Genomic DNA, 14,136 nt, shown 5'->3' on the forward strand with positions numbered 1-14,136 from the left:
AGCAGCAGGAGCTTAGTAGGAAGTGGGCAGACTGCCCTGAGCACGCAGCAAATCAACTTTGCTGCTTAGCACCTGAAACAAGGCGCTGTAGTAGTTGAGCTGCGAAGTGCGCAGCGTAGTTTGGGCGATAATCACGTCGAGGTAGGTTTTGATGCCTTCCCGGTACTGCAAGTTCACCACCGAGTACACCTCCCGCGAGAGTTCGAGGTTGCGCTGGCCCACGAGGTAGTCGGCGTAGTTGCTCTTGTACGCCGACATAGCCTGCTCGAATTCGGTGTTGATGCGGTTACGAGTAGCAATAATATCCTGGTCGAGGCGCTGGTCCACGAGCCGCTCACGGCGCAGGTTTTGCAAGCGCCGCGTGCCCTGGAAAATCGGCAGCGACAACTGCAAGCCGGCGTAGGAGTTAGGAAAACGCCGACTGTATAAGTCGCTGAAATTGTTGTTCTGAAACACCGCGTTGTAGTTGCCAAACGCCGAGAGCGAGGGCAGGAAGCCCAAACGGTAGTAGCTGATCTGCGCTTCCTGCAAGGCCTTCTGCGTTTGCAGGCGCTGCACTTCAATGCGGTTTCCCGGCTCCAGCCTCACAGTCGTATCGACGGCGGCATCGCGCATTAGGCGTATCGTGTCGTACTGGAGCACGAGGGGTTGCGTACCCGTCAAGCCCATCAGTTCCTTCAGGTAAGCCGACTTGGCATTGATGGCCTCCACGGCCCGTTTCCGATCCACAATGGAATTGTTGAGCAGAATCTCGGCCTGCTTGAAGTCAGTCTTGTCGACGATGCCGGCCTCGTAACGGGCCCGAGCATCCTGCAAGCTGCGTTGCAACCGAACGATGTCTTCCTTAAGTACATCGAGTTGGCGTTGGGAAAGCAGCACATCATAGAAGGCCTTGCTTACATCCGTCACCACATCAATGCGGACGCCCACCGTATTCTGCTGGTAAAACTGGCGGGACGGTCGAGCCGTACGTAGGGCTAGCCGCACGTCGTTGTTGTAAAGCGCCTGAGTAGCCGACAGGGCTACGGTTGAGGTGTTCTTCAACCCAATCTGGCGAGGAACGCTAATACCGTCGGCGTTGGGGAAAACCGTATAAGGCAGCTGAAAGTAATGCTGGCCGGTGGCGTTGAGCCCTATCTGCGGCAGCCAGCTCGAGAGGCCGATGCGAATAGTGGCCTCGTTGGTTTCTTCGTCGATGCGGGCTTGGCGCAGTACGGGCTGGTTCTGCAGCGCGTACTGCAAGCATTGCTCGAGCGTAAGTTGGCCGTTGGGAGAAGGAGAAGTGGGGGACTGGGCCTGTAGCCACATTGGGGCAAACAGGAGGAGACCAAGCAAAAGCCGGTGCATCCGTGTCATTTGTTTCATATACTAGTGAAAGCAGCTACTGCTTTACGTAACTGAACGGTAAGCGACTAGCAAGCCGCAGGCAAACGAAAGGCCGGGGGTGATGGACACTGCCTACATTGGTCAGGCTGCATACGTGATTAAACTTTCGAGTAGCAACGTCTGCTCAGGGCGAGAAGCAGGTGGGATTGGCAGAGGCGCGCAGACGTAGTATCGAAGTAGGTGCAAGGCTGGTTAACAGTGATTCTTGCAAAAGGTTGTACGCCTGAAAAAGAAGTACGGCTAATAGCATAGGTCTAACTTGTTGGATCGGCCAACTAATGGACTTGATAAGTTCAACAGCTACGGGTAGTTGCTTAAGGCTTACTTAGCTGGTAATGATGGTTTTATCAAAGATAAATTTGTGCTTCTCGATGAGAAAGCGCTTTCCTTTTAGAGCCTGATTTGGCCTAGTATTTCTGTTGGAAAGAACTTTATGAATTGAACTAAGCACCCCGTACTTACGCTATAGGCAGAGTTTGGATACCCTGGCCTTGCTGCTAAAGCGAGAATTCAGGGTCTTGCTATAAGCTTTCTAGGGTTTATGCTTTATTAGTATATTTGCAACCTTAAGCTTAATAATAAAGCAAAGTGGTAATTCAATACATAATATAATGGTGACTAAATAATTATTTTAACGCAACGTATCCTTTAAATATTTTCAATTATTCGCCTTTCAAACAGCGTTTGTAAATGTCAGCCTCTCCCCTGGTTTCAATAATCATTCCTACATACAACGCCGTTAAGTATGTCGAGCAAACCGTTGAGAGTTGCTTAGCTCAAACCCATGATTTAATTGAAATAATTATTCAGGATGATTGTTCTAGCGACGGAACATGGGAATTGCTAACCAAACTCTATGCGCAAGAGCCGAAAGTAAAGCTGTTCAGAAATATCAAAAACTTAGGTATTGGTGATAATTGGAACGCAGCCTATACAAAAGCGAGTGGAGAGTATTTCGTAATTTTCAATGCCGACGACCTCATGCATCCTACTTTGGTTGCGGGGTTTCTAGCCAGGTTTAATTCAGACCCTACGCTTGATATAGTTACAGGGAAATTTGAAATTCTTGTAACCGAGACAAATAAAACATTCACGTATCCAGACCACGTTGATATGCTCGGCGGCTTGGTTGGTGATTTGTATTCGCAATTATTTTTCAAGTCTGCTTTCCATTGGAACTTCAGTTTAGTGAAGAAGTCATTGCTGAAGAAGGTGGAGTTTGAAAATGGCGACTTGTTTTTGAATACTCAGGTTTGTGATTACGAATTATGGTACAGATGCTACTTAGCTGGTGCTAAAGTATACTTCGATGATACCAAAATTTGGGGCCACTACAGAAAGCATGAGTCCAATTCTTCTTCAAAGCCAAACGGTGAGCTAAGAAGCTTTCTGAAAGATTTTCTTAATTATCATCAAAATAGCTTTAAGAAGAAAAGCGGGCTCAATTACACTAGAGTATTAGCTAGAAGATTTTTAACCTTTTGTAACAATAGAAAAAGCTTTGAGAAAGACGTATTCTATTTATATGTAAAACGGATTGCTCAAAGCGTATTGTAATCATGAGGTTAAAAGGATTTAGGTTCGAGTTTAAAATATACCTGTGTAATTTTATTATTTCGTATGTACCAAGTCATTCTATAAGACTGTTCTATTATAGAAAGATTATGGGCTTCACTATTGGCAAAGGCAGTAGTGTTCATATGGGCTGTAAGTTCAATACGCCAGATACCTTCTGGATGGGCGAAAACAGCACGATCAACCAATTTTGCCGAATTGATAACAGAGGCGGTATTATTATCGGCAACAACGTTTCGATATCCCCCTATGTGAAGCTGATGACAGCAGATCATGACATGAACCATCCGCAATGCGTAGGGAGGCAAAGTGAAATAGCGCTTGAAGACTACGTATTCATCGGAGCCGATGCTATGTTGCTTGGTGGCGTCCGAATGAGAAAAGGCTCTGTTTTGGGCGCAAAATCACTTTTAACGAAATCAACAGAGCCTTTTGGGATTTATCTTGGTATGCCTGCTGTGCTCAAAAGCCAGCGAATTCATGATTTAGATTATAATGCTTCATATGACAGATTATTTAATTAATTATTAAGTGTTTATTAAATTATAAAAGGTGATTTTATCTTTTGCCGCTTATAAAGACTAAGCAAATAAATTACAGCGTGTAGCTGTTTTGCACATTCGTCATAGGGTTGCTATCAACACCTTGGGTAGCCCCATGTGAGGCAATATGTTGCAAAGCAAGAATGAAGGCAAAGAGAGAAAATGCCTCCTAATACTGGCGTGGTCTTCAGCGCATGGGCAGACAGGGACATCCCGTTAAGGCAGCAAGTCAGCAAGGTGCCCTTCTGGTTTTTGATTGCTATAGGATATGCGAATCAGTAGTTCAGTAGTAGCGCGTGCTACTTACCTAGCCAAGAACTGATTAGCTACAAGCTAACGGGCAAAGTAAAAGGAGCTTCATTTCAGCGTTAGGCGGCCTGAAAGGCTGTTTTTCTAGGTATCAGCTGGGTGGCTTACTATCGTATATAAATATTTATAACGCCCTTAACAAAGAACAATCCGAAATAATGGGGGATATTTGTAGCAATAAAATATGATAAATCTGTAGACAACTTAGATGATCGGAAGAAATTGGTATATATGTTTATGAATAGTTATATAGTAACGTTTTTAAGTGCAAAAAAGTAACGCGAGCAAACACATGAAAGCATCTAGTAAACGAGCCTTCGCTCTGTAATTCATCACGTACTAGCAAGTCTTTCAGTCACAAGTAGTTTTTATGAGGGCATCGGTTCAACGCATAGTGAAACATCCCAACTATGCGCGAGCATTGGAGTGGGGTAAGCTGATTACAATCACTGGATCGGCGCAAATAGTAGTACAGGCTATAAGTTTCCTTTGCGGAATTTTAGTTATTCGTTTGCTCCCTACGCAAGAGTACGCTCTCTACACCCTGGCCAACACAATGCTCGGCACCATGGTGCTGCTAGCCGATGGAGGTATATCAACCGGGGTACTAGCCCAAGGCGGAAAAGTGTGGCAAGACCGAGAAAAACTCGGCACTGTGCTTGTCACCGGCCTCGACCTTCGGAAGAAATTTGCGATTGGCAGTTTGCTTATAGCCTCACCAATCTTGCTGTGGCTGTTGCGGCATCACGGCGCCAGCTGGCTGATGTCGGTCTTGCTGTTGCTGGCTACAATCCCGACGTTTCTCACGGGCTTGTCAAATACGCTGCTTGAAACTGCTCCTAAACTGCGGCAGGACATTGCTCCCCTGCAAAAAAATCAGGTGGGGGTAAACATTGGTCGTTTGGCGCTGCTGGTACTTACCATCTTCATTTTTCCCTGGGCCTTTGTGGCCATATTGGCGGCAGGTTTGCCTCAGATCTGGGGTAACTTCAGACTTAAGAAAATATCAGCGGGATACGCCGACCTGACGCAGCAACCAGACCCCGAAATCAGGGCGGCCATTTTGAAGGTGGTAAAGCGGGTTCTGCCAGGAGCAGTCTACTATAGTGCCTCCGGTCAGATTACCGTGTGGCTGATGTCTATTTTTGGCACCACTGCAGCTATTGCGCAAATAGGGGCATTGTCTCGGCTGTCCACCATGCTTAGTCTGTTCACCATGCTCTTAATGACCTTGGTGATACCTCGTTTCGCCCGGTTATCGGCTGGTAAAGCGGTACTCCTCACGCGCTATTTTCAAATTCAAGGAGGACTATTGATTTTAAGTATTTGCATTGTAGGAACGGTGTGGATGTTTCCAAACCAAGTGTTGTGGATATTAGGTAAAAATTATTCCGGTCTGAATATTGAATTGGTTTTAAGCATAATAGGTAGTTGCCTTAACTTAATTACCGGCATATCTTTTTCTCTGGTTTCTAGTAGAGGATGGGCAACCAACCCTGCCATAACTATTTCGCTAGAAATTGCGGCTGTAATTATTGGTATTATGTTGATTGATGTGTCAACGTTGAAGGGCGCTCTTATTCTTAACATCTTTGTTTCTATAATGCAGGCGTTGCTGTATATTATTTACGGTACGCTTAAAATAACAAAGTCTGAAGAAGTGGAAGTAGCTAACTAGGCTCTGTTTTGGCAGTGCTGTAAATCGCAAAATACTTTATAGTTGATTTTGGACTGCTGCTTGGGTATACGGGGTAGTTCTGAAATACATGTAGAGTCTGGCATATCTTTTTCACGTGGTAATTTTTATTCCTTGATGCGCTTTTGTATCTAATAGTTCTCTAAACTCGAAATTGCGCTCTACTATTTATAAGTTTCACTTAACTATAATTTTAAATAAACAACTGTTTAGCTATTGCCTTCGTATCCGGTCAAGAATTTCGATTTTATAGTAGTTTTATAAAGTTGTTTCTCACGTAATTCTCTAGAAGTCCCTTGCGTAAGGCGTAAAGAAAATATGAAAATAGTCTTCGTTTGTGGTTCGTTGGAGCCTGGTCGTGATGGGGTTGGAGATTATGCTAGGCGTTTGGCCGCAGAACTTATCCGTCAGGGCCATCAAGTTGCGGCTCTCGCGTTGCACGACACCTATGTTGAGGCGGAGCTATCAGGGACGCAACAGGCCGAGCAAGTGCAGTTATCGGTTTTGCGGATTCCAGCTTCCTATAAAGAAACCGCCCGTTTTGCAGCTGCTCAGCAGTGGGTGGACGCAATAAATCCTGATTGGCTAAGCTTACAGTACGTTGCATTTGCGTTTCAGCCTAAAGGGCTGCCATGGGGGCTCGGTGAGTCATTAGCGCGCTTGGGCCGAGGACGACGTTGGCACATCATGTTCCACGAGTTGTGGGTTGGGGTATTTATTGATGCTCCACTAAAGCACATCGTGTGGGGATGGGTCCAGAAGCAGCTAATTAAGTCTATGGTGAAAACGCTGCGCCCCGCCGTTATGCACACCCAGACTCGCCTTTACCAGCTTCTGCTGGGGCGCCTCGGATTCAAAGCCGACTATCTGCCCTTATTTGCCAATATCCCTGTAACCAGCACGCAAAAAAAACCAGCGCAGTTGGGTGCTGATGGATCAGACAACACCGTATCCGTTATCATATTCGGCACCATTCACCCAGGTACTGCCATTGCGCAATTCGCCCAAGAAGCCTCCCAAATAGCCAAAACCAAAGGCACGCAGTTCTCCCTGACCACTATTGGCCGATGCGGAGCTAATCTGGAGCCATTTGTTAAGACTTGGCAAGATGAAGGACTAACCGTCAACATACTGGGAGAGCAACCAGCCGAGAAAATATCAGAAGTACTGCGCAACGGCACCATCGGGCTATCCACCACGTCGTTGGTGGTAACTGAGAAAAGTGGGACGGTAGCCGCCATGGTTGAACACGGTTTGCCGGTGCTGTGCATTGCCAGGGCTTGGTGGCCCCGGGGCGTGCCAAGCCTAGAGCAGCCAGTCGGAATAGCCGAGTATCACCCCGGTACTCTGGATACGTACTTGTCGAACATTGAGACCCCCCAGTTCACCAGCACGGTTCCGGAAATAGCGCGGGTGATGGCACAGGCTCTTGCTACTGCCACTAAATAATGGTAGAACTGCGCAGAATTCCTTGTTGCGCGTCTTTTGGCTGTTCTTGGCTCGATATAGTTGATTTTTGAAATAGCTTGCGCTGGTACGTCGGTCGAGGTACTTCCAATCTACGTCGAGCCGCCACCACACGAGTTATGCTCCTTCTTATGCCTTACTTGCGCCCGACTGCTAATCCCAAGCCTAGTGGCCTCTAATTCTGTTTGTTCATGAAATTGATCTACTCTCACCCCACCGGTAATGCCAACGTGCGTGCTGCGGCTAGTGGACTAGCAGAGGCAGATCTGCTGGCGGAATTTCACACCACTATAGCGTCGTTTCCGGGCACTATGCTCGATGGGCTAGGAGGAATCGGTCCGCTTGCCGAAATCAGGCGCCGCCGCTATGACCCGGCGCTTAAGCCGTTTGCGCACATGTGGCCTTGGCGGCAAGCCGGCCGGATACTCGCCGGCAAAGCAGGACTATCGGGCTTGAACCGGCACGAAACCGGGTATTTCAGCGTCGATGCCATTTATCAAAGCCTCGACCGACGCATTGCGAACCGGTTGCAGGCGGGCATGAAGCGCGGCGTGAAAGGCGTGTATGCCTACGAGGACGGCGCAGTAGAATCGTTTAGGGCCGCCAAAAAGCTTGGGCTACAGTGCTTATATGATCTGCCGATTGGCTATTGGCGCGCCTCGTTGCGGCTGCTAGAGCCCGAGCGCCAGAAGTGGCCGGCCTGGGCGCCTACCCTGACGGGTTTCGAAGATTCGCCAGCTAAACTAGCCCGTAAGGACGAAGAACTGCAGTTGGCCGACCGGATTTTCGTAGCCAGCCAGTTCACGGCCAAAACGCTGCAGGATTACCCCGGTTCGCTCGCGCCCATCGAGGTTATTCCGTATGGCTATCCGCCCGTAGGCAGCCCTCGCGACTACAGCGGCCTAGGCAGTGGCCGGCCCTTGAAGGTGCTTTTTGTGGGCGGACTCTCGCAGCGCAAAGGCATTGCTAATCTTTTTGCCGCTGTCGATATTCTTGGTCGTCATGTGGAGCTAACCGTGGTTGGCCGAAAAGGCAGCGACAACTGCAAGCCCCTGGATGATGCGCTAGCCAAGCACCGCTGGATTCCGAGCTTGCCCCACGACCAGGTGCTGGCCATCATGCGGGAGCACGACGTATTCGTGTTTCCTTCGCTCTTCGAAGGTTTTGGGCTGGTTATCACCGAGGCCATGTCGCAGGGCGTACCCGTGATTACCACCGACCGTACCGCAGGCCCCGATCTGATCGAGCACGGCCGCAATGGCTGGCTGGTGGAAGCCGGCTCGACTGAAGCGTTGGTTTCGACTATCGAGGAAATGCTACGGCGCCCCGCATCGGTTGCGGAAGCAGGCCGCGCCGCCCTCGAATCTGCCCGGGCCCGCCCTTGGCAGGTGTACGGCCAGGAGCTAACGGCCGCTATTATGAAGCATCAAGCCTCGGTGGTATAAGACACAGCAATAGTAGAAGCCAGCGCCGGTTGGGGTAGTGCAAAGCAGAAGCTTTAGGCTGCCCCAACCGGCGCTGCTACATTTCGCTTATCGTTACTACCACATCGGTGTTGCGGCCGTGGTCATCGGCACACGAAATTTTCAGGGGGCCGGGTGGGGGCTTAAAGAAAACCCGCTCGGTGGCCGCAGCGGCCCGCAAGAACTTGTCGTTGACATACCAATACACTTGGCGCACCTCGTTGTCGGTGGTGCAGCTCAAAAGCAGTTGCTGCTGCTCGTGGCGATTGAGAACGTACTCGGTGTTGGCAGTAGGAGAGGTGATAGTAGGGGCCGACTCCGTGCCGCCGCGTACTAGTTGGCAGGCAGGGTTGTGTGGTGGCAGGCGTTGGTACGGAATGCCTTGTGCTTCTTTGTAAGCCGCTACCTCCGGCAGCAGATTCGGGTACAGAGCGCGACGAAAGCCCGTAGCCGGCGCGCAGGCCCGGCAATAAACGAAGCGGCCGTCAGCCGACAGCAGAACCTCGCGCTGGTGCTGGCACCGCCGCCCCTCCGATACGCCCGGTAGGAAATAATCGATTATCTGGTTGGGACAGGTTTCGTTGGGAACCAAGCCCGTTTCGGCGCACACCAGTCGGAAGTCCAAAGTGGCCGGTGGCACAAACCAGTCGTTGGGCGAGTTGTACGCCAGATCATTGAATACATCAAACAGCAGGGGCGTAGCTATATCGGCACCCGTGAGGGCGGGGCTGCCGTGGCCGCTGAAGTTGCCCACCCACACGCCCACGGTATACTGCTTGTTGTAGCCAATGCTCCAGGCGTCGCGGCGGCCATAGCTGGTGCCCGTCTTCCAGGCAATTTTAGGAAGGCGAAGGCTGCTGGCCGCGCCTAATGGTAAGTCGGGGCGCGTAAGCTGCGCCAAGATGTCGGTAGTGAGAAAGGCCGCAGCCGGAGAGACAAGCGCCGTGCCGTTTGCCTGGCCTTTTCGGGTTCGTGTTAGCTGTAGCTTGGCGTACTGGCCCTCGTTGGCCAGCGTTACGTAGAGGTTGGTTAGCTCCTCCAAGCTGGCCCCGCAGCCACCCAGAATGCTGCTCAGCCCTAAATTAGCCTGGTTGCGGGTCACGTTTTGGAAGCCCGCTTGGCGGAGCTTATCGGTGAAGGCAGGCACGCCCAACTCGTTGAGGACGCGCACAGCGGGAATGTTGAGCGAGTAAGCCAAGGCGCGCTCTAGCGTTACTTCACCGTTGCAGTGCTTGTCGAAGTTCTCGGGACGGTAGCCCTGGAAATTGGTGGGCACATCGGGCAGCAGCAGCTTGGGGGTGACGAGGCCCCGGTCCATAGCCAGCGCGTATAGAAATGGCTTGAGCGTACTCCCCGGCGAGCGGACAGCCATAATTCCGTCGTTTTGGCCTTGGTTGCTGAAATCGAGGAAATCGGCCGAGCCTACGTAAGCTTCCACTTGCCGGGTGCGGTTGTTGACGACCAGCACTGCCGCTTGCGTAATGCCAAGCTCGTAGAGACGACGCACGTAGTTGCGCGTGAGGTCTTCGGCTTTGCTTTGCTTGTTGCGGTTAAGGCTGCTGCGAATAATAGCCTCACCCGGGAATTGCTGCACCAAGCGCCGGGCTAAATGCGGCGCCAGCGCAGGCGCGGGGTGGCGCTGCACGTCCAGCGGTTCGAGCAAGGCATCAGCTATATCCTGCTGCGTGAACAAGCCAGCTTCTCCGAAACGGCGGAGCCAGCGGTTGCGCTCTTGCAGCACCGCCGCGTTGTTCTTGCCAAGTATTAGTCCGCGCGGCCGGTTCGGAATGATAGCCAGCGTGACGGTCTGAGCCAGGGACAGGTAGTCGGGGGGCTGCTGGAAGTAAAGCAGCGCAGCCGATTTCACGCCTTCTACGTTGCCGCCGTAAGGCACCAGATTCAGGTAGAGCTGCAAAATTTCCGCTTTACTATAGTGCGCTTCCAATTGCGCGGCGCGCAGCATTTCCAGCAGTTTGTTGCCGAAGGTGCGCTCCTTGGGCTCCAGCAGCCGTGCTACCTGCATGGTAATGGTGCTGGCTCCCGTAGTGCGGCCCGTGCCAAACGCGTTGCGAGCGGCAGCTTGCAGCAAGGCTACGGGGTTTACCCCAAAGTGCCAGTAAAACCACCGGTCTTCCTTCTCGATAATAGTCTTGCGCAGTGCCGGCGTGATTTCGCGCAGCTCGGTTTTCATGCGCCACTTCTGGGTGGGGTTGAGGTAGGCGTGCAACACCGTGCCATCGGCGGCCAATACAATAGGCGAGTAGAGCGGAGCGCGAGGTAGAGGAAAGGCTAGATCAAGAGCGAAGAGCACCAGAAGCCCTGCTAGTACGCTTCCTAATAGCCGCAATCCGGTCCGCCAATTCATAGCCAAATATACCCTTGGCCCAGCTCTAGTTCAGCATCCAACCTGCTGTTCATGCCAGCATAAGGAGAGTTTTTTTCAACCCTGAATTTTCCTTCTGGACCGAATACAAAACCCTCCCATTTCCCCACCGATTAGAGCAGTGGATATGGCACTTTGTGTGGCCCGCAATGCGCTTATCAACGCCTGTTTTTAGCTGATCTATTCAATTGTAAACAATATAATCGTAACACATTAATTGCAATAAAAAGACCTTTTTAATGAAATTAATTAAAATTTAATGCGCATAAACTGCTTGATTATTAGCATTTGAGGCTTTTTTCTAAAAAAAGACGTGGGGATTTAAATCCAAATTTCAAGCCCTGTCCGTAAATATTTCGTGACCGGCAGGGGTATGACTTCTTAAGAATTCTTGCCTTAGCTCAGGCCTGCAAAGTGCAGCTGTAGTTGCACGACGGAGCGTCCGGCCTGCCTCAAACTTCCACCATCAACCCACTACTTATTCCCAAACCACTACATGAAAGCCAAACTGTTTGCATCCCTACTTTTAGTTGGCCTAAAAGCCAGCACTTCTTTTGCGCAGGCAACCGTTGACCCAGCTATCCGCGCTGCCTTACAAACCAATCCTACCGCTCAGGTGGTCGTTACTTTCAAAGGAACGGGTGCCCCGCAGCTTACGCAGCTAAGCTTATTACAGCGCCTCGGTATCACTCGGGGTGTCACGCTTCGGGCCCTGCCAGTGGCTGGTATTGTGGCTACTGCCGCGCAAGTGAATGCGCTGGCCCAAAACCCGGAAGTACGCTCGCTCTACATCAACAAGAAGCTCGACTACTACAACTTCGACGATACCCATCTGACGGGTGTAAAGCGCCTGCGCACCGATCAGCAGATTACCAGCCGCAACGGAGGTATTCCGGTTTCAGGCCGCGGTGTGGGAGTGCTCATCAACGACAGCGGCGTCGACGGTACGCATGAGGATATCAAGTTTGGTTCGCACTTAGTGCAGAACACCTTGGGCTCTACCAACCTGAACGCGCTAAGTGCCATGTTGCCCATCACTTACATTGAGGGAGTGCCGAACACAGACACCAACTCGGGCCACGGCACGCACTGCGCGGGTACTGTGGGCGGCACCGGTGCAAGATCGGGTGGCAAGTATGAGGGCGTGGCACCAGGCGCTTCGTTGCTTGGCTACGGCTCGGGCGGGGCACTACTGGTGCTCGATGCCCTCGGCGGGTTCGACTACGCCCTTACGCACCAGTTTCAATACAACATCCGGGTGATTAGCAACTCGTTTGGAACTAGCGGCGACTTTGACCCGAATGACCCACTGAACGTGGCTACGAAAAAGTGCTACGACCGGGGCATGGTGGTAGTCTTTGCGGCTGGCAACGAAGGCCCCGGTGCTGATACGCACAACCCTTATGCCATTGCTCCCTGGACGATTTCGGTAGGGGCTGGCGACCGAAACGGCCTGCTGGCTGACTTTTCTTCCCGTGGCGTACGCGGTGAGCAGGGCACCTTTACGGTCGATGGCGAAACCTGGACTTTCAAAAACGAGCCTGCTATTGTGGCGCCCGGCGTAGATGTGGTATCGACCCGCGCTATTGCGCCCGTGTCTTCCTTGGGGGCTCAAACCGACCTTGCCGTGTTGACGCCCGCCGAAATTCCGTTTTATACGCACAGCAGCGGTACATCCATGGCTACGCCGCACGTAGCGGGTATTGTGGCCTTGCTTTTGGAAGCCAAGCCCACGCTGAATCCGGCGCAGGTGAAAGAGATTTTGCAGAAAACGGCCACCAACATGCCCGGCCACGAGTCGTGGGAAGTGGGAGCGGGCTACGTGAATGCGTATGCCGCTGTCGACCAGGCCTTCCGCTCGGCCGCCTTTGGGTCGACGGTGAATGCCACCCGTGTTTTCAAGAGCAGCGTAAACGCGCAAACCACTACTACGCCGTTCACCATCAACTTCAATCCGGCCCTAACCACTGGCAATTCCTTTACCTTCCCCGTTACGGCTGGCACCAACAGCATCGAAGTAAAGATTTCCTCGACGGGCATTTTAGGCCAAACGGGCAACCTAACCAACCTGGTGCTGATTGACCCGGCCGGGGTGCGGTATAGCTCTGGTACGCCCGTCACGTTTACGCTGACCACCGACCGTAGCGTGGCCGTGGCTTCGCCGGTAGCGGGTACCTGGACCGTGCAAGTGGAAGGAGTACGCGGTATAGCGGCCCCCGAAACAGTAGCCGGCAACATCACCCTGCTCACGCCGAGCGGCACCACCAACCTCGGCGACATTGCCGGCCACCCGGCCGAAGCCGCCATCAAACTAGCAGTGTCCAAGCGCCTCGTTGACGGCTTAAGCAATGGCTTCAAACCCAATGCGCCCCTAACCCGCATCCAGCTAGCCGATTACTTGCTGATGGGCCAAGGCATCAAGCAATTTCTGCCCACTACCGGCGCCCGTTCTTTTTCTGATGTGGCAGCTGGCGACGTTCTCCTAACCGAATCGGTTGTGGCCCGCGGTGCTGCCCTCCGCGACCGGTTCAACCAGTTCAACGGGGTCATGCAGCCTACCGCTGCCGGCACTTTCTCGCCTGATGCCACTGTTAGCCGCACCTCCCTCGCTTACTCGCTGGTGCAGGGTCTCGGCTTTCAACAGCAGGCGCTTGCTCGCAACGGCAGCCCCGTAACGGTGCAAGTAGACGGCCGCAGCATCGCCATCGACGACGCCGCTAGCATTCCGGCCGGTTTGGAAGGGTATGTAAGCGTGGCTTTAGAGCTAAACCTGATCAACGCTTTCTACACCGTTACGCAAGGCCCTTACGATTTGCAGCCCACGGTGCGCGCCACCTTCAAGCCCGCGCAGAACGTAACCCGCGCCGACTTCGCCGTTATTGTGAGCCGTACCTTCCCGCAGTACAACGCCCTCACGCAGCCTGCTACTACGGCCACTGTTGCTTCCACTCCTTCCGCGGCGGCTATGCTAACCAAGGAAGCAGTGGCCTATCCGAATCCCTTCACCGGTGCTACCACCATCAGCTACTACCTCACGCAGGAGGGCCCAGTAAGCGTGGAAATCTATAACACCATGGGACGCAAAGTGCAGACCTTGGTGTCAGGAAACGAAGCGGCTGGTGTTCACCAAGTAAGGTTCGACGCTGGTAATTTGTCTCGCGGTACCTATTTGTACAAAGTGAAAACGGGGCAGACCATTTCCACGAAGCGCGTAGTTCTTCAGTAAGACTCTAGCATACACCAAAAAAGAGGCCTGTTCCGTGGAACAGGCCTCTTTTTTGGTGTATGACGAGCAGGCGCACCGGTTGTGATTCA

Annotated in this window: 8 protein-coding genes; 6 read left to right on the forward strand and 2 right to left on the reverse strand. The window is 52.0% G+C overall.

The window, feature by feature from the left end:
• Positions 1–12 precede the first annotated feature (12 nt).
• Complete coding sequence (locus P1X16_RS01530; protein WP_277225746.1) at positions 13–1,365, reverse strand: TolC family protein; 1,353 nt, start codon at positions 1,363–1,365, stop codon at positions 13–15.
• A gap of 711 nt (positions 1,366–2,076) precedes the next feature.
• Between P1X16_RS01530 and P1X16_RS01535 the strand changes: the two genes are divergently transcribed.
• The 5 genes from P1X16_RS01535 to P1X16_RS01555 all read left to right on the forward strand — a co-directional run bounded on the left by P1X16_RS01535 (position 2,077) and on the right by P1X16_RS01555 (position 8,420).
• Positions 2,077–2,943: a glycosyltransferase family 2 protein gene (locus P1X16_RS01535; RefSeq protein ID WP_277225748.1), complete on the forward strand. Its 867-nt coding sequence runs from the start codon at positions 2,077–2,079 to the stop codon at positions 2,941–2,943.
• Between the two features lie 107 nt (positions 2,944–3,050).
• A complete protein-coding gene (locus tag P1X16_RS01540; protein ID WP_277225749.1) occupies positions 3,051–3,485 on the forward strand; it encodes an acyltransferase in 435 nt (144 codons plus the stop codon).
• A 721-nt stretch (positions 3,486–4,206) separates the two neighbouring features.
• Positions 4,207–5,490 carry a polysaccharide biosynthesis protein gene (locus P1X16_RS01545; protein WP_277225750.1) on the forward strand — a complete coding sequence of 428 codons (1,284 nt, stop codon included), beginning with the start codon at positions 4,207–4,209 and terminating at the stop codon, positions 5,488–5,490.
• 336 nt (positions 5,491–5,826) lie between these two features.
• The gene (locus P1X16_RS01550) at positions 5,827–6,957 is read left to right on the forward strand and encodes a glycosyltransferase (protein WP_277225751.1); all 1,131 of its coding nucleotides are present in this window, start codon (positions 5,827–5,829) and stop codon (positions 6,955–6,957) included.
• Between the two features lie 209 nt (positions 6,958–7,166).
• A complete protein-coding gene (locus P1X16_RS01555; RefSeq protein ID WP_277225753.1) occupies positions 7,167–8,420 on the forward strand; it encodes a glycosyltransferase family 4 protein in 1,254 nt (417 codons plus the stop codon).
• A gap of 76 nt (positions 8,421–8,496) precedes the next feature.
• On the opposite strand, the gene pbpC is transcribed toward P1X16_RS01555, so the two are convergent.
• A complete protein-coding gene (gene pbpC, locus P1X16_RS01560) occupies positions 8,497–10,749 on the reverse strand; it encodes a penicillin-binding protein 1C (RefSeq protein ID WP_346771226.1) in 2,253 nt (750 codons plus the stop codon).
• A 568-nt stretch (positions 10,750–11,317) separates the two neighbouring features.
• On the opposite strand from pbpC, the gene P1X16_RS01565 reads away from it, so the two are divergent.
• A complete protein-coding gene (locus P1X16_RS01565; protein WP_277225757.1) occupies positions 11,318–14,047 on the forward strand; it encodes a S8 family serine peptidase in 2,730 nt (909 codons plus the stop codon).
• Positions 14,048–14,136 lie beyond the last annotated feature (89 nt).

This window comes from Hymenobacter sp. YC55 (assembly GCF_029433095.1).
In the GTDB taxonomy this organism is placed as follows: Bacteria; Bacteroidota; Bacteroidia; order Cytophagales; family Hymenobacteraceae; genus Hymenobacter.

Excerpts from the sequence above, each read along its gene's own strand:
- P1X16_RS01530 (WP_277225746.1), bottom strand. The coding sequence starts at position 1,365 with ATGAAACAAATGACACGGATGCACCGGCTTTTGCTTGGTCTCCTCCTG.
- P1X16_RS01535 (WP_277225748.1), top strand. The coding sequence starts at position 2,077 with ATGTCAGCCTCTCCCCTGGTTTCAATAATCATTCCTACATACAACGCC.
- P1X16_RS01540 (WP_277225749.1), top strand. The coding sequence starts at position 3,051 with ATGGGCTTCACTATTGGCAAAGGCAGTAGTGTTCATATGGGCTGTAAG.
- P1X16_RS01550 (WP_277225751.1), top strand. The coding sequence starts at position 5,827 with ATGAAAATAGTCTTCGTTTGTGGTTCGTTGGAGCCTGGTCGTGATGGG.
- P1X16_RS01555 (WP_277225753.1), top strand. The coding sequence starts at position 7,167 with ATGAAATTGATCTACTCTCACCCCACCGGTAATGCCAACGTGCGTGCT.
- P1X16_RS01565 (WP_277225757.1), top strand. The coding sequence starts at position 11,318 with ATGAAAGCCAAACTGTTTGCATCCCTACTTTTAGTTGGCCTAAAAGCC.